The 14,279-nt window shown below is 59.2% G+C and carries 14 protein-coding genes; 11 read left to right on the forward strand and 3 right to left on the reverse strand.

The genetic code is table 11. From position 1 onward, the window contains the following. The first annotated feature begins 31 nt into the window (after nucleotides 1–31). Complete coding sequence (locus tag AC4LE2_RS07220; protein ID WP_491825108.1) at nucleotides 32–1,942, forward strand: ATP-binding cassette domain-containing protein; 1,911 nt, start codon at nucleotides 32–34, stop codon at nucleotides 1,940–1,942. Nucleotides 1,943–1,957: 15 nt separating this feature from the next. Here AC4LE2_RS07220 and AC4LE2_RS07225 read toward each other — a convergent pair whose 3' ends face one another. After that, entirely contained in the window at nucleotides 1,958–2,410 is a 453-nt protein-coding gene (locus AC4LE2_RS07225; protein ID WP_491825109.1) for a universal stress protein, read from the reverse strand. Between the two features lie 100 nt (nucleotides 2,411–2,510). On the opposite strand from AC4LE2_RS07225, the gene AC4LE2_RS07230 reads away from it, so the two are divergent. From AC4LE2_RS07230 to AC4LE2_RS07260, 7 genes are all read left to right on the forward strand, one after another. Next, on the forward strand, nucleotides 2,511–2,954 hold the full coding sequence (locus tag AC4LE2_RS07230) for a hypothetical protein (RefSeq protein ID WP_491825110.1): 444 nt from the start codon (nucleotides 2,511–2,513) through the stop codon (nucleotides 2,952–2,954). A gap of 258 nt (nucleotides 2,955–3,212) precedes the next feature. Next, nucleotides 3,213–5,360 carry a fatty acid oxidation complex subunit alpha FadB gene (gene fadB, locus AC4LE2_RS07235; RefSeq protein ID WP_491825111.1) on the forward strand — a complete coding sequence of 716 codons (2,148 nt, stop codon included), beginning with the start codon at nucleotides 3,213–3,215 and terminating at the stop codon, nucleotides 5,358–5,360. A gap of 30 nt (nucleotides 5,361–5,390) precedes the next feature. After that, on the forward strand, nucleotides 5,391–6,566 hold the full coding sequence (gene fadA, locus AC4LE2_RS07240) for an acetyl-CoA C-acyltransferase FadA (RefSeq protein WP_491825112.1): 1,176 nt from the start codon (nucleotides 5,391–5,393) through the stop codon (nucleotides 6,564–6,566). Between the two features lie 70 nt (nucleotides 6,567–6,636). Then, a complete protein-coding gene (locus tag AC4LE2_RS07245; protein ID WP_491825113.1) occupies nucleotides 6,637–6,888 on the forward strand; it encodes a DUF1653 domain-containing protein in 252 nt (83 codons plus the stop codon). A gap of 96 nt (nucleotides 6,889–6,984) precedes the next feature. Beyond that, on the forward strand, nucleotides 6,985–9,588 hold the full coding sequence (gene topA, locus AC4LE2_RS07250; RefSeq protein ID WP_491825114.1) for a type I DNA topoisomerase: 2,604 nt from the start codon (nucleotides 6,985–6,987) through the stop codon (nucleotides 9,586–9,588). A gap of 39 nt (nucleotides 9,589–9,627) precedes the next feature. Then, nucleotides 9,628–10,149 (forward strand): DUF6586 family protein, encoded by a 522-nt coding sequence (locus tag AC4LE2_RS07255; RefSeq protein ID WP_491825115.1) that lies wholly within the window; start codon nucleotides 9,628–9,630, stop codon nucleotides 10,147–10,149. Between the two features lie 50 nt (nucleotides 10,150–10,199). Further along, the gene (locus AC4LE2_RS07260) at nucleotides 10,200–10,433 is read left to right on the forward strand and encodes a hypothetical protein (RefSeq protein ID WP_491825116.1); all 234 of its coding nucleotides are present in this window, start codon (nucleotides 10,200–10,202) and stop codon (nucleotides 10,431–10,433) included. A gap of 3 nt (nucleotides 10,434–10,436) precedes the next feature. On the opposite strand, the gene sulA is transcribed toward AC4LE2_RS07260, so the two are convergent. Then, entirely contained in the window at nucleotides 10,437–10,922 is a 486-nt protein-coding gene (sulA, locus tag AC4LE2_RS07265; protein ID WP_491825117.1) for an SOS-induced cell division inhibitor SulA, read from the reverse strand. A 12-nt stretch (nucleotides 10,923–10,934) separates the two neighbouring features. After that, nucleotides 10,935–11,546 (reverse strand): transcriptional repressor LexA, encoded by a 612-nt coding sequence (lexA, locus tag AC4LE2_RS07270; protein ID WP_491825118.1) that lies wholly within the window; start codon nucleotides 11,544–11,546, stop codon nucleotides 10,935–10,937. 186 nt (nucleotides 11,547–11,732) lie between these two features. Between lexA and AC4LE2_RS07275 the strand changes: the two genes are divergently transcribed. From AC4LE2_RS07275 to AC4LE2_RS07285, 3 genes are all read left to right on the forward strand, one after another. Next, nucleotides 11,733–12,431: a TetR/AcrR family transcriptional regulator gene (locus tag AC4LE2_RS07275; RefSeq protein WP_491825119.1), complete on the forward strand. Its 699-nt coding sequence runs from the start codon at nucleotides 11,733–11,735 to the stop codon at nucleotides 12,429–12,431. A 66-nt stretch (nucleotides 12,432–12,497) separates the two neighbouring features. Continuing rightward, nucleotides 12,498–13,526: a beta-N-acetylhexosaminidase gene (gene nagZ, locus AC4LE2_RS07280; protein WP_491825120.1), complete on the forward strand. Its 1,029-nt coding sequence runs from the start codon at nucleotides 12,498–12,500 to the stop codon at nucleotides 13,524–13,526. A 2-nt stretch (nucleotides 13,527–13,528) separates the two neighbouring features. Further along, nucleotides 13,529–14,266 (forward strand): S-methyl-5'-thioinosine phosphorylase, encoded by a 738-nt coding sequence (locus AC4LE2_RS07285; RefSeq protein ID WP_491825121.1) that lies wholly within the window; start codon nucleotides 13,529–13,531, stop codon nucleotides 14,264–14,266. The last annotated feature ends 13 nt before the right edge of the window (nucleotides 14,267–14,279 follow it).

Here is a 14,279-nt window from a genome sequence, read left to right on the forward strand (position 1 = left end):
AGAATACGCGCCGGCTTTTCCGGAGATTCCCATGACCCTGCTCAAACTGAGCGATGTTTCCCTCGCCTACGGTGCCATGCCGTTGCTCGATAAGGTTTCCTGGCAGATAGCCCGCGGCGAGCGGGTCTGCATCATTGGCCGCAACGGCACTGGCAAATCGAGCATGTTGCGCCTGGTTCGCGGCGATCAAAAGCCCGACGAGGGGGATATCTGGCGAGCCCCCGGCCTGAAAATCGGCGAGCTTCCCCAAGAATTGCCACGAGCCGACGACCGGACGGTCTTCGATGTGGTAGCCGAGGGGTTGTCCGGTGTTGGCGAGCTGCTGGCGCAATACAACCACCTAAGCCAGAACATCGTTACCGATGCCGACCTGGACGCGCTCATGCACGTGCAGCAAGAGCTTGAGGCCCGCGACGGGTGGCGTTTGCAGCAGCTGGTAGACAGCACACTGAGCCGGTTACAGCTTCCGGCCGATAAGACCCTGGCCGAGTTGTCCGGTGGCTGGCGTCGCCGTGTGCTGCTGGCCCAGGCCTTGGTGTCCGAGCCTGATCTGCTGCTGCTCGACGAGCCTACCAACCACCTTGACATCGGTGCTATCGCCTGGCTTGAGGAAGCGCTGACTACCTTTGGTGGCGCGGTGCTGTTCATCACCCACGACCGGGCCTTCCTGCAAAACCTGGCCACCCGTATTCTGGAATTGGACCGGGGTAACCTGATCGACTGGAACGGCGATTACGCAAGCTTCCTGGTCCACAAGGAAGCCGAGCTGGCGGCCGAAGAAACCGCCAACGCGCTGTTCGACAAGCGCCTGGCCCAGGAAGAGGTCTGGATACGCCAAGGGATCAAGGCCCGGCGTACCCGTAACGAAGGCCGCGTGCGGGCGCTCAAGGCCCTGCGCACGGAGCGTGGTGAACGTCGCGAGCGTCAGGGCAAAGCCAACATCCAGCTCGACGCCGCCGATAAATCCGGCAAGCAGGTGATCGTGCTGGAGAACGTCAGCTACGCCCACCCAGGCGGCCCGCTGCTGGTGAAAGACTTCTCCATGGTGCTGCAACGCGAAGACCGCATCGGTCTGCTGGGCGCCAACGGTACCGGCAAAACTACCTTGCTCAAGCTGATGCTGGGCGACCTGGAACCCACCGCGGGCTCCGTGGACCGTGGCACGCGGCTTGAAGTGGCTTATTTCGACCAGTTGCGCATGCAGCTGGACCTTGAAAAAACCGTGATCGACAACCTTGCCGAAGGGCGCGACTTCATCGAGATCGACGGGCAGAGCCGTCATGTGCTCAGCTACCTGGGCGATTTCCTGTTCAGCCCGCAACGGGCGCGTACACCGGTAAAAGCGTTGTCTGGCGGCGAGCGCGCCCGCTTGTTGCTGGCCAAGTTGTTCAGCAAGCCGGCCAACCTGCTGGTGCTGGACGAACCGACCAACGACCTGGACGTAGAAACGCTGGAGTTGCTTGAAGAAGTCTTGTCAGGCTTCAAGGGTACGGTATTGATGGTCAGCCACGACCGTGCGTTCCTGGATAACGTCGTGACCAGTACGTTGGTATTCGAAGGCGATGGCGCGGTACGCGAGTACGTAGGCGGCTATCAGGACTGGATACGCCAGGGCGGCTCGGCCAAGCTGCTGGGGGTGAAGGAAGCCAAGGCGCCCAAGGCAGAAATCGCACCCGTTGCAACGGCTGTGGCGCCAAGCGTGGCTCCTGTGCCAGCTGCCGCGAAGAAAAAGCTCAGCTACAAGCTTCAACGTGAGCTAGAAGCGCTGCCTGCACAGATCGAAGCGTTGGAAGCCGAGATTGAAGCCGTGACCGCGCAAACGGCTGCCGCCTCGTTCTATCAGCGCCCCGCCAGTGAAACGGCGGCCGTGCTGGCGAGCCTGGAAGCGCTCCAGGCCCGGCTCGATGGCTTGCTCGACCGCTGGGCAGAACTGGACGGCTAACCGCCGCGAATCGGGTCAAACCTTCTCAGGCTTGGCCCTGTCCAGTTTCACGGCCAGCACATCACAGGGCGCGCCATGTAACACATCGTTCGAGGTCGAGCCCAATAGCAGGCCCAAGCCATGACGGCCATGGCTGCCCACGATGATCAAGTCATACCCTTTGTCCTTGGCCAGCTTGTGGATCTCCTGACGTGGCTGCCCGTACGTCAGATGGCAGTATTCTTCCCTCACCTCGGGGTGTTTGACACGTAGGGTCTTCATGCGCTCTTTGGCCTGGTCGAACTGCTGCTGCTGCAGTTGCGACAGGTCCATGGGCACGTCACCGCCAAAGGCCATCGCCATGGGCTCGACGATATGTACCAGAGAGAGCGTGGCGCCAGTGGCCTCGGCCAAGGCCTTGGCACGCTTGATGACCGGGTCGCATTCTTCGGTCAGGTCCACGGCGGCGAGGATGTTTTGATAGTGCATGGCACAGTGCTCCAGCAAAGGTGTTGGCGTGATTATGGCCCTTTCAGGGTGGCCGTGCAGCCCACCAAGGGGTTGTTTGTAAAAAAGCGTGGAGAGTTCTATGACGGTCTGGATAGTGGTGTCAATCCTTGCAGTAGTCCTCAGCCCTCTGGCATGGCTACGCCCGTCTCGGCGTCAGAGTGGGCGTATGGCCTGTCGCATGGCGGCAAGGGCGCTGGGCATGGGGATGCAACTGGCACCGCAGGAGTGGCCTCACTGGATGCCTTTTGGGCTGCCGTCTCCGGCGGCTCAATACCATCGCCCTCGGGCTGCCATCGCTGATAAAGCCTGGACGTGGTGGCAGCCCGAGCCAGGGGTATGGGTGAACCGGTGGCGAGAGCCCTGCGAGTTGCCAGCGGTCAGGGAGCAGTTGCTTCAGTTGCCTGGGGATGTCTGGAAAGTGCAAGCCGAAGGAAGGATGGTGAGCGCTGTCTGGGGTGAGCGGGGCGAACCGGAGCAAGCTCAGGTGATCGACCGCGTATTGAAGGCCCTGGCCGTGGCCTAGGGTGCTGAGCGTTAGCCTTGTCAGGTGTAATCACGCCGCCTGACCGGCTCATCTACAGTGACTGGGCAGTCTAAAAAGTGCCGTGGCTGGGGGCGATTGACAATCCTGCGCTTTTCGCTGAAGGTGTGCGCACCCCAATCAAACGGGCGTATGAATCAAGCGTTTGGCGCGGTGCATATGGCCCCTCGCGTGCTGGTGGGTAGGCCCCAAGGCCGCTTCGGCACGTAACGTTAAGCTTCCATTCCTGGAGATCAGTTGATGATTTACGAAGGTAAAGCCATCACGGTTAAGGCACTTGAAAGTGGCATCGTCGAACTCAACTTCGACCTCAAGGGCGAGTCCGTCAACAAGTTCAACCGTCTCACCCTCAACGAGCTGCGTGAGGCAGTCGACGCGCTCCGGGCCGACACCTCCATCAAAGGGGTAATGGTCACCAGCGGCAAGGACGTGTTCGTCGTCGGCGCAGACATCACCGAATTCGTTGAAAGCTTCAAGCTGCCCGAAGCCGAGCTGACCGCCGGGAACCGTGAAGTCAACCGCATTTTCAGTGACTTCGAAGACCTGCCGTTCCCTACCGTGGTTGCTATCAATGGCATCGCATTGGGCGGTGGCCTGGAAATGGCACTGGCGGCTGACTTCCGGGTAATGGCCACCACCGCTAAAATCGGCCTGCCTGAGGTCAAGTTGGGCATTTACCCAGGCTTTGGCGGTACGGTACGCCTGCCTCGCGTGATTGGCGCCGACAATGCCATCGAGTGGATTGCCGCAGGCAAGGAGCAGCGCTCCGAAGAGGCGCTCAAGGCCCGTGCGGTAGATGTCGTGGTTGCGCCTGAGCACCTGCGTGAAGCGGCGCTGGATCTACTCGCTCGCGCCATCAGCGGCGAGCTTGACCATCTGACACGGCGCCAGCCCAAGCTCGAAAAGCTCAAGCTCAACGCCATCGAACAAATGATGACCTTCGAGACCGCCAAGGGCTTTGTGGCAGGGCAGGCCGGGCCGCATTACCCGGCGCCGGTCGAAGCGATCAAAACGATTCAAAAGGCCGCCAATTTTGGCCGTGAAAAGGCACTGGAAATCGAAGCCGCGGGCTTTGTTAAAATGGCCAAGACGTCCGCAGCCCAGAGCCTGATCGGTTTGTTCCTGAATGATCAGGAGCTCAAGCGCAAGGCCAAGGCTTATGACAAGCAAGCCCGGGAAGTCAAACAGGCCGCTGTGCTGGGGGCGGGTATCATGGGGGGCGGCATTGCCTACCAGTCTGCCTACAAAGGCACCCCTATCCTGATGAAAGATATCAACGAAAAGGGGATCGAGCAGGGCTTGGCGGAGGCGTCCAAACTGCTGGGCAAGCAGGTCGAGAAAGGCCGGCTTACACCCGCCAAGATGGCCGTGGCCCTCAATGCGATCCGCCCTACGCTTTCTTACGGTGACTTCGGCCATGTCGACCTGGTGGTGGAGGCTGTCGTAGAAAACCCCAAGGTCAAGCAAGCGGTACTCGCCGAAGTAGAAGCCCAGGTGAAGGACGACACTATCCTGGCGTCCAACACCTCTACGATTTCCATCAGCCTGCTGGCAAACGTCCTCAAGCGGCCGGAAAACTTCGTAGGCATGCACTTCTTCAACCCGGTGCACATGATGCCGCTGGTTGAGGTGATCCGAGGTGAGAAGTCCAGCGAGCAAGCCGTGGCCACCACGGTTGCGTACGCCAAGAAAATGGGTAAAAACCCCATCGTGGTCAACGACTGCCCAGGCTTTCTCGTGAACCGCGTGCTGTTCCCCTATTTCGGCGGCTTTGCTCGTCTGGTTGGGGCAGGCGTGGACTTCGTCCGTATCGATAAAGTGATGGAAAGGTTCGGCTGGCCCATGGGCCCGGCCTACCTGATGGATGTGGTCGGGATCGATACGGGGCACCACGGCCGCGACGTGATGGCCGAGGGCTTCCCAGACCGCATGAAAGATGACCGCCGTACTGCTATCGACGCCCTGTACGACGCTGGCCGCCTCGGCCAGAAAAACGGCAAGGGGTTCTATGCCTACGAAACCGATAAGCGGGGCAAGCCTGCGAAGGTCGCTGATGCGTCCGTGCTTGAGGTGCTGACGCCGATCGTCCACGAACAGCGTGAGGTGTCGGACGAGGACATTATCAACTGGATGATGGTCCCGCTGTGCCTTGAAACCGTGCGCTGCCTTGAGGACGGGATCGTCGAAACCGCCGCCGAAGCTGACATGGGGCTGGTCTATGGCATTGGCTTCCCTCCTTTCCGAGGCGGCGCCTTGCGTTACATCGACGCCATAGGCGTGGCCGAATTCGTTGCCATTGCCGACCGCTACGCCGAACTGGGGCCGCTGTACTACCCCACCGAGAAGCTGCGCGAAATGGTCCGTACCGGCCAGCGTTTCTTTGGTTGAGCCGCCCGACAATAGAGCGAGATTTGCACAATGAGCCTGAATCCAAGAGATGTGGTGATTGTCGACTTCGGTCGTACGCCCATGGGCCGCTCCAAGGGCGGCATGCATCGCAATACCCGCGCCGAGAACATGTCGGCATACTTGATCGACCAGTTGCTGGCGCGTAACCCCAAGGTCGACCCCAGCGAAGTCGAAGACGTGATCTGGGGCTGCGTGAACCAAACCATGGAGCAGGGCTGGAATATCGCTCGCATGGCGTCGCTGATGACGCGTATCCCCCATACGGCCGCGGCGCAGACGGTGAGCCGGTTGTGTGGTTCGTCCATGAGCGCCTTGCATACCGCCGCGCAGGCGATCCAGACGGGCAACGGTGACGTGTTCGTGATCGGCGGTGTCGAGCACATGGGTCATGTGAGCATGATGCATGGCGTAGACCCTAACCCACAGCTGTCGCTGCACGCCGCCAAGGCCTCCGGCATGATGGGCCTGACCGCCGAACTGTTGGGCAAAATGCACGGAATCAGCCGAGAGCAGCAGGATGCCTTTGGCGTACGCTCCCACCAATTGGCCCATAAGGCCACGGTGGAAGGGTTGTTCAAGAATGAAATCATCCCCATGGAAGGGTATGACGAGAACGGTTTCCTGAAGGTTTTCGACTACGACGAAACCATTCGCCCAGAAACCACGTTGGAAGGCCTGGCCTCTCTCAAGCCTGCGTTCAACCCCAAGGGCGGTACGGTTACTGCGGGCACCTCCTCACAAATCACTGACGGTGCGTCGTGCATGATCGTCATGTCTGCTCAGCGCGCTCAAGACCTCGGCGTGCGGCCGATGGCGGTAATACGCGCCATGGCCGTAGCGGGGGTAGACCCATCCATCATGGGCTACGGGCCAGTGCCGGCAACACAGAAGGCGCTCAAGCGGGCCGGCTTGACGATTGCCGATATCGACTGCTTTGAACTGAATGAGGCCTTCGCAGCGCAGGCGTTACCTGTGCTCAAAGACTTGAAAGTGCTCGATAAGATGGACGAAAAGGTCAACCTGCATGGTGGTGCGATTGCGCTTGGGCATCCTTTCGGTTGCTCAGGTGCTCGTATTTCCGGCACTCTGCTCAATGTCATGCATCAAAAGGGCGCAACCCTTGGCGTCGCGACTATGTGTATAGGCCTTGGACAAGGCATCACCACGGTGTTTGAACGGGTCTGATTCCTGCGTGTCGCAAAGACCGGGGCCCAGGCCCCGGTTTTTTTTAGCATTCGTACAAGCGAGGCAGCTGATGTTGTTACAGCCAGGCGTGTACCGTCACTACAAAGGCCCTGAGTACCGGGTATTCGGGGTGGCGCGTCATTCTGAAACCGAGCAGGCTGTCGTTTTTTATCAGGCTTTATATGGTGAGTTCGGGCTCTGGGTGCGGCCTCTGGACATGTTCCTGGAGTCAGTAGAGGTTGACGGCGAACAAGTCCCGCGCTTTGCTTTGGTGCAAAAGGAGGATAGCCTTTTTACCCCTCCGATGAGTGATGCCATTTAAGCACTGTGCTTGACCTCGTCCGGTAGCCACTATATATAGCGGTGCCTCAAAGGCGTCGTCGCCTTCTATTTCTGCTTTTTAGGAACCTTCCGATCCATGGGAAAATCGCTGGTCATTGTGGAATCCCCGGCCAAAGCCAAGACCATCAACAAGTACTTGGGCAACCAGTACGTGGTGAAGTCTAGCATCGGCCATATCCGTGACCTGCCTACCAGCGGTTCCTCCACATCCAAGGAGCCCGCTGCCCGCAAGGGCAAGGCGGCAGGTGAAGCGCCAGCGTTGTCACCGCGCGAAAAAGCGCGCCGGCAGTTGGTGTCACGCATGGGTGTGGACCCGGATCAGGGCTGGAAAGCCAAGTACGAGATCCTTCCTGGCAAGGAGAAGGTCATCGAGGAGCTGCGCAAGCTCGCCAAGGATGCTGACACCATCTACCTCGCAACCGACCTTGACCGCGAAGGGGAGGCCATTGCCTGGCACCTGCGGGAAGCGATTGGCGGCGATGATTCACGCTATAAGCGCGTTGTATTCAACGAGATCACCAAAAAGGCGATTCAGGAAGCGTTCTCGCAGCCGGGGGAGCTGGATATCGACCGCGTCAATGCCCAGCAGGCCCGGCGTTTCCTGGACCGTGTGGTGGGCTATATGGTCTCTCCACTGTTATGGCAAAAGATTGCGCGAGGGCTGTCTGCGGGTCGCGTACAGTCCGTTGCGGTAAAACTGGTAGCAGAGCGCGAGCGTGAAATCCGTGCGTTCATCCCGCAAGAGTACTGGGAGTTGCATGCCGACCTTTCAGGTAGCAAGGCCAAGGTGCATTTCGAGGTCGCTCGTGAGAACGGCGAAGCCTTCAAGCCGCTGAACGAAGCCCACGCCATGGCTGCTGTGGAAAAGCTCAAGGCGTCGGCCTTTACCGTGGCCAAGCGGGAAGACAAGCCCACCAGCAGCAAACCTTCTGCGCCTTTCATTACCTCCACGCTTCAACAGGCTGCCAGTAACCGCCTGGGCTTTGGTGTGAAAAAGACGATGATGATGGCCCAGCGCTTATACGAAGCGGGCTATATCACCTATATGCGTACTGACTCTACCAACCTCTCGATGGATGCGTTGGACATGGCGCGCAGCTATATCGAAAGTAACTTTGGTAAGCAGTACCTGCCTGCCACACCTAATGTGTACGGCAGCAAAGAAGGGGCTCAGGAAGCGCACGAAGCCATCCGTCCGTCGGATGTCAACCTGCACCCTTCGCAGCTCAACGGGATGGAGCGGGACGCGGAGCGGCTGTATGAGTTGATCTGGCGGCAATTTCTGGCCTGTCAGATGCCGCCTGCCCAGTACCTGTCTACTACCCTCACGGTGACCGCAGGCGGTTATGAGCTGCGTGCCAAGGGTCGCATTCTCAAATTCGATGGTTACACCAAGGTACTGCCTCAGGTCACCAAGCCAGGCGAAGACGACGTCTTGCCCGAGATGGCCAAAGGTGAAGTGCTCAAGCTGCTCGCCCTCGACCCAACCCAGCATTTTACTAAACCGCTGGCGCGTTACTCGGAAGCAAGCCTGGTCAAAGAAATGGAAAAGCGCGGTATCGGCCGACCGTCCACGTACGCTGCGATCATCTCCACTATCCAGGACCGCGGTTACGTCACGCTTCACAACCGTCGGTTCTACTCTGAAAAAATGGGCGACATCGTTACCGAGCGTTTGGGCGAAAGCTTTGCAAACCTGATGGACTACGGCTTCACGGCCGGCATGGAAGAGCACCTTGATGACGTCGCTCACGGGGAGCGCGACTGGAAAAACGTCCTGGACGAGTTCTATACGGACTTCCGCGCCAAGCTGGAGGTGGCAGAAGCGGCTGACGGCGGCATGCGCGCCAACCAGCCCACCTTGACCGACATCTCCTGCAAGGAATGTGGGCGCCCCATGATGATCCGGACAGCGTCCACGGGTGTGTTCCTAGGCTGCTCGGGTTACAGCCTGCCACCCAAGGAGCGTTGCAAGGCCACCATCAACCTGGTCCCTGGCGATGAAATCGCAGCCGACGATGAAGGCGAATCTGAATCGCGCGTATTGCTGAACAAGCACCGTTGCCCTATTTGCGCAACGGCGATGGATGCGTACTTGCTCGATGAAAGCCGTAAGCTTCACATTTGCGGTAATAATCCAGACTGCGTGGGCTATGAGATCGAACAAGGTACGTTCCGGATCAAGGGTTATGAAGGCCCCAGCATCCAGTGCGACAAGTGCGGTAGCGAGATGCAGCTCAAAACCGGCCGATTTGGCAAGTTCTTTGGGTGTACCAACGCGAGCTGCAAGAATACCCGTAAATTGCTGAGAAACGGTGAGGCCGCGCCGCCCAAGATGGATGCGGTCAAGATGCCGGAGCTTAAGTGCGAGAAGGTAGAGGATACCTACGTACTACGCGATGGCGCTTCTGGGTTGTTCCTGGCGGCCAGCCAGTTCCCCAAAAACCGCGAGACGCGCGCGCCCTTGGTCAAGGAGCTGTTGCCTCACAAGGACGAGATCGATCCTAAGTACCACTTCCTGTTCGACGCTCCGGTAAAAGACCCCGAGGGCCGTTTTTCGGTAATACGGTATAGCCGTAAAACCAAGGAGCAGTACGTGCAGACCGAAGTAGACGGCAAGCCGACGGGTTGGCGCGCCTTCTTCGACGGCAAGGCATGGAAAGTCGAAGACAAGCGCTGAGTGCTACCGGGCTTCGGCCCGGTTTTCCCGGAGACTATCATGGCCTATGAGTTATATACCCGTACCAATCAGAAGCTGTACTTCGCGGGCTTGGCGTTGGATGCGCTGAAGCGGAGTGAAGCAGGCGCGGCCTTGAACGCGCCTGGCATTGCGCAGGCTGACCGGGAAGCGGCGCTGTTCCACCTCTACGGTGCCTTGTTGGGCCTCTGTCATGAAATTGCGGGGTATTACCGCCTACCCGACGCGGAAGCCGTGCGTGCAGAGCGGTTTTTAACCGCCGAAGCATTAGCCGCGGCACCTAACCCTCAACTGGGTGAGTTGGTAGAGCTTGCCACTCATCGCTCCACTTGGCTGGCGTCATTACTCCAAGCTTACGCACAGTTGTGGTATCCACCACGTGCCCCGAGAAAGCCAAAACAGGACGTGACCCAGCCGTTGATCCAGGCCATTAGCCTTGATAATCCGGCTGCACCTGTATTGGGGTATGAGGAGCTGGAACGCTGGCGTCAGGCGCTCAAATCGCTCGCAATGAGGTTTAGGGAAGGGCTAAGTGAGTGCTGATCCGTTCAGTGGCTGTTACAATGATGGCCTTTACTGGAGAACCCTCACGTATGTCTACGTCTTTTCTTGAAATTGTCGAACTGCCAGACGGCCAGATCGAGCTGCGTCGTGCTGACGATGAGGGCTCGTTGGTCACCCTGAATTTTTCCGAGGACGCCAAGGTGTTCCTGCAAGGCCAGCATGTTGAAGTAGCGAAGGCTATGCTCAGTGTTGGTGTTCAAATGGCGGGCAAGTTAGTTGAAGGGGAACTCGACCAAGAGGACGGCCCCCGAGTTTTGCATTGAGCTTTAGCCCAATCGGATGTTCAGGCTTTGCGCATCGCCTTCCAATGCAGCGTTGATCAGCTGCTGACGCGCGTTACCATTTAATGGATTTACCCAGCTCACCACTGTATGGCTTTTACCAAGCCGCAATGCTTCGCAGGCTAGTTGGAAAGGCGTTTGATTGGCCTTGGGTTGAAGCAACAGAATTCGTTCGCGATTAAGCCCCGCGTCGCGCAGCCAGCTTTGAGTCAGGCTGCTGGGCGGGGCTATCAATGTAAGCCACCGCATGTGTTCGCCTTCACTCAGCTCTCGCAGCATGGGTGCCAACAGGCTCAGGCAGTTTCCCGTTGCGCCACGCAGGCTTAATTCACTAAACACGTCTGGACACTGGCTTGGCCAGGTGTCTGCAGGTGGCCGTTGAAAAACCTGGTTGCAAGGGGCGATGAACGCTTCGAACAATGACAGCTGAGTATGCTGAACGCTTGTAGGCATTACCGGGGAAAACTGCATGTCGCCTCCTGATTATCGGCGGATGACGCCAACACTAAGCCCCTCGATCACGAATTCCTGCGTTTGCAGGTCGATTTCGATAGGGGCGAATTCCGGGTTTTCGGCAAGCAGCTGAACTTTGTTGCCGTTGCGATTGAAGCGCTTGACCGTAACCTCCTCACCAATGCGCGCTACCACGATTTGGCCATTGCGGGCCTCGCGGCAGGTGTGCACGGCCAACAGATCGCCATCCATAATGCCAACATCCCTCATGCTCATACCGTGGACACGCAGGAGGTAGTCTGCTTTGGGATGAAAGAACGCGGGGTTGATGTTGCAGGCGTCCTCGATGTGTTGCTCAGCGAGTATGGGCGCACCGGCAGCGACGCGCCCGATAATAGGCAAGGTGGTGTCATTCGCGGGACGGGGCTCGGTGCTGGGGATGCGAATGCCCCGAGACGCCCCAGGCGTCATCTCGATAGCCCCTTTACGTGCGAGGGCCTTGAGGTGCTCCTCCGCGGCGTTCGGTGACTTGAAGCCGAGCTTTTGAGCGATTTCTGCACGGGTAGGCGGGAAGCCGTTGTCGTCGAGGCAGCGCTTGATGAAGGCAAGTATTTCGGCCTGGCGTGGCGTAAGTTTCTGCATGGCGTTGGCTCTGGATTTTTGTACAGTGACTGGGATTATATACAGTATTCCGCGATTGGCAATCCCCATGCCGATGCTGACCAGGCTTGAACCTTGGGCCGTATGGCTGGAAAATGCCCGGCTGGCTTGACAAGCCAGATAAGCCAAACGTATGTTTCAAACACTTGTTTGTCACCCGGAGCAGTCATGGCACAGTCGGAAACCGTAGAGCGCATCCTCGATGCCGCTGAACAACTGTTCGCGGAGAAGGGCTTCGCCGAAACGTCCCTGCGCCTGATTACCGGAAAAGCCGGGGTAAACCTGGCAGCGGTGAACTACCACTTTGGGTCCAAGAAGGCTCTGATCCAAGCGGTTTTTTCTCGTTTTCTAGGGCCGTTCTGCGCAAGCCTTGACCGTGAACTGGAGCGCCGAAGTGCGCGCCCTGAACACAAGGCGGGACTTGAGGAGCTGCTTGAAATCCTGGTCGACCAGGCGATGTCCGTGCAGCCGCGCAGCAACAATGACCTGTCGATTTTCATGCGGCTTCTGGGGCTTGCGTTCAGCGAGAGTCAGGGCCACCTGCGGCGTTACCTCGAAGACATGTATGGCAAGGTGTTTCGCCGCTATATGTTACTGGTTCACCAGGCCGCGCCTCGCATCCCGGCGTTGGAGCTGTTCTGGCGTGTGCATTTCATGCTCGGCGCAGCGGCCTTTAGTATGTCTGGCATCAAGGCGATGAGGGCAATCGGAGAGGCCGAGTTCGGCGTAGACACCTCTATCGAACACGTGATGCGCTTGATGGTGCCCTTTCTCGCTGCCGGTATGCGCGCCGATAGCGGCTTGAAAGACCCTGCCATGAGCACAGCCCAGCCACGTCCACGCACCAAGGTCCCGGCCAAGGTCTGAGTGCCGAGACAGTTTGTCATGGATTGGGTACAGTAGCGGCCCCCAGCGTTTACCCAAGGATTATCCATGAGCGCCAGCCTTCAAGGCTCTCTGATGGTGGACATTGCCGGCACCTGGCTAACCGCCGAAGACCGTCAGCTGCTTCGCCAGCCTCAAGTGGGCGGCGTGATTCTATTCGCCCGCAACATTGAACACCCCCGTCAGGTAACGGACCTGTGCGCCAGTCTTCGGGCGGTGCGCCCAGACCTCATTCTGGCCGTAGACCAGGAAGGCGGTCGGGTACAGCGCCTGCGTCAGGGTTTCGTGCGCCTGCCGTCCATGGGGCGTATTGGTGAGGTGGCGCAAGGCGCGCAGGCTCAAGCACTGGCCTGGGCGTGCGGCTGGATCATGGCAACCGAAGTACTAGCCGCAGGGCTTGATTTGAGCTTTGCGCCGGTGCTGGACCTCAATCATGGGCGTAGTGCGGTGATCGGCACGCGTGCGTTTGGCGCTACCGCTGATAGTGTGATCTCGCTGGCTGGGGCCTTTATCCAGGGGCTCGACCAGGCAGGCATGGCAGCCTGTGGCAAGCATTTTCCAGGGCATGGCTGGGCAGAGGCTGATTCTCACGTGGCCATTCCCGTGGATGATCGCAGCCTCGAGCAATTGCGCGCCATGGATATGCAACCCTTTATGGCCCTGCGTCAGCAGTTGTCTGCCGTTATGCCGGCTCACGTGATCTATCCGGCAGTAGATGAGCGCCCGGCGGGGTTTTCGTCGCGATGGCTGCAAGGCATTCTGCGCGGCGAAATGGGTTTTGAGGGCGTGATCTTCAGCGATGACCTATCGATGGCCGGCGCTCACGTGGTAGGTGATGCAGCGGCCCGTATCGAGGCTGCGCTTGTGGCGGGGTGCGACATGGGCCTGGTGTGCAACGACCGTGCGGCGGCCGAGCTGGCCTTGAGCGCTGCCCAGCGGTTGGGGGTGAGCCCCTCGCCGCGGTTGGCCCGGATGCGCAGGCGTTCGTTCGTGACCCCCGATTACCGTCAGCGCCCTGGCTGGCTACAAGCACTCACCGTGCTTCGCCAGGCCGGGCTGCTTGAACCAGGAGCTTGACCTTGACCACGTACGCGATTATTGGCGGCACCGGCCTCACCCAGCTCGAAGGGCTGGAGATCCAGCGTGCCGTAGACGTAGAAACGCCCTATGGCGCCCCGTCGGCGCCTATTCTGGTAGGGCTGTATGCAGGCCAGGAAGTGTTGTTCCTTGCACGCCACGGCCACCCTCATCGTGTGGCCCCACACAAGGTGAATTACCGCGCCAACCTGTGGGCGTTGAAGCAGGCAGGGGCAACGGCGGTAGTGGCCGTCAACGCCGTGGGGGGTATACACCCGGCCATGGGTACCGGTCACCTGTGTGTGCCGCATCAGTTAGTGGATTACACCAGCGGGCGGGACCACACCTTTTTCGCTGAAGACCTTGAGCAAGTGACTCATATCGATTTCAGCTACCCCTACAGCGAGGCGCTGCGTCAGCAGTTGATCGCAGCGCTGGTGTCCAGAGGTCACGCGTTCAGTGACGTTGGTGTATACGCTTGCACGCAAGGGCCTCGACTGGAGACTGCAGCTGAAATCGCGCGGTTGGAACGCGACGGCTGCGACATCGTGGGTATGACGGGTATGCCCGAAGCCGCGTTGGCTCGCGAAATCGACCTGGCTTATGCGAGCCTGGCCCTGGTGGTCAACCCGGCGGCAGGCAAGAGCACCGCAGTGATTACCATGGCGGAGATCGAAGCCGCTTTGCTTGAGGGCATTGGCAAGGTGCGAGGCGTATTGGCTGACGTCCTCGCCGGGTAACTGCATACTGTTG

It is taken from the genome of Pseudomonas sp. 9.3L (genome assembly GCF_058536285.1).

Excerpts from the sequence above, each read along its gene's own strand:
- AC4LE2_RS07220 (WP_491825108.1), top strand. The coding sequence starts at position 32 with ATGACCCTGCTCAAACTGAGCGATGTTTCCCTCGCCTACGGTGCCATG.
- AC4LE2_RS07225 (WP_491825109.1), bottom strand. The coding sequence starts at position 2,410 with ATGCACTATCAAAACATCCTCGCCGCCGTGGACCTGACCGAAGAATGC.
- AC4LE2_RS07230 (WP_491825110.1), top strand. The coding sequence starts at position 2,511 with ATGACGGTCTGGATAGTGGTGTCAATCCTTGCAGTAGTCCTCAGCCCT.
- fadB (WP_491825111.1), top strand. The coding sequence starts at position 3,213 with ATGATTTACGAAGGTAAAGCCATCACGGTTAAGGCACTTGAAAGTGGC.
- fadA (WP_491825112.1), top strand. The coding sequence starts at position 5,391 with ATGAGCCTGAATCCAAGAGATGTGGTGATTGTCGACTTCGGTCGTACG.
- AC4LE2_RS07245 (WP_491825113.1), top strand. The coding sequence starts at position 6,637 with ATGTTGTTACAGCCAGGCGTGTACCGTCACTACAAAGGCCCTGAGTAC.
- topA (WP_491825114.1), top strand. The coding sequence starts at position 6,985 with ATGGGAAAATCGCTGGTCATTGTGGAATCCCCGGCCAAAGCCAAGACC.
- AC4LE2_RS07255 (WP_491825115.1), top strand. The coding sequence starts at position 9,628 with ATGGCCTATGAGTTATATACCCGTACCAATCAGAAGCTGTACTTCGCG.
- AC4LE2_RS07260 (WP_491825116.1), top strand. The coding sequence starts at position 10,200 with ATGTCTACGTCTTTTCTTGAAATTGTCGAACTGCCAGACGGCCAGATC.
- sulA (WP_491825117.1), bottom strand. The coding sequence starts at position 10,922 with ATGCAGTTTTCCCCGGTAATGCCTACAAGCGTTCAGCATACTCAGCTG.
- lexA (WP_491825118.1), bottom strand. The coding sequence starts at position 11,546 with ATGCAGAAACTTACGCCACGCCAGGCCGAAATACTTGCCTTCATCAAG.
- AC4LE2_RS07275 (WP_491825119.1), top strand. The coding sequence starts at position 11,733 with ATGGCACAGTCGGAAACCGTAGAGCGCATCCTCGATGCCGCTGAACAA.
- nagZ (WP_491825120.1), top strand. The coding sequence starts at position 12,498 with ATGAGCGCCAGCCTTCAAGGCTCTCTGATGGTGGACATTGCCGGCACC.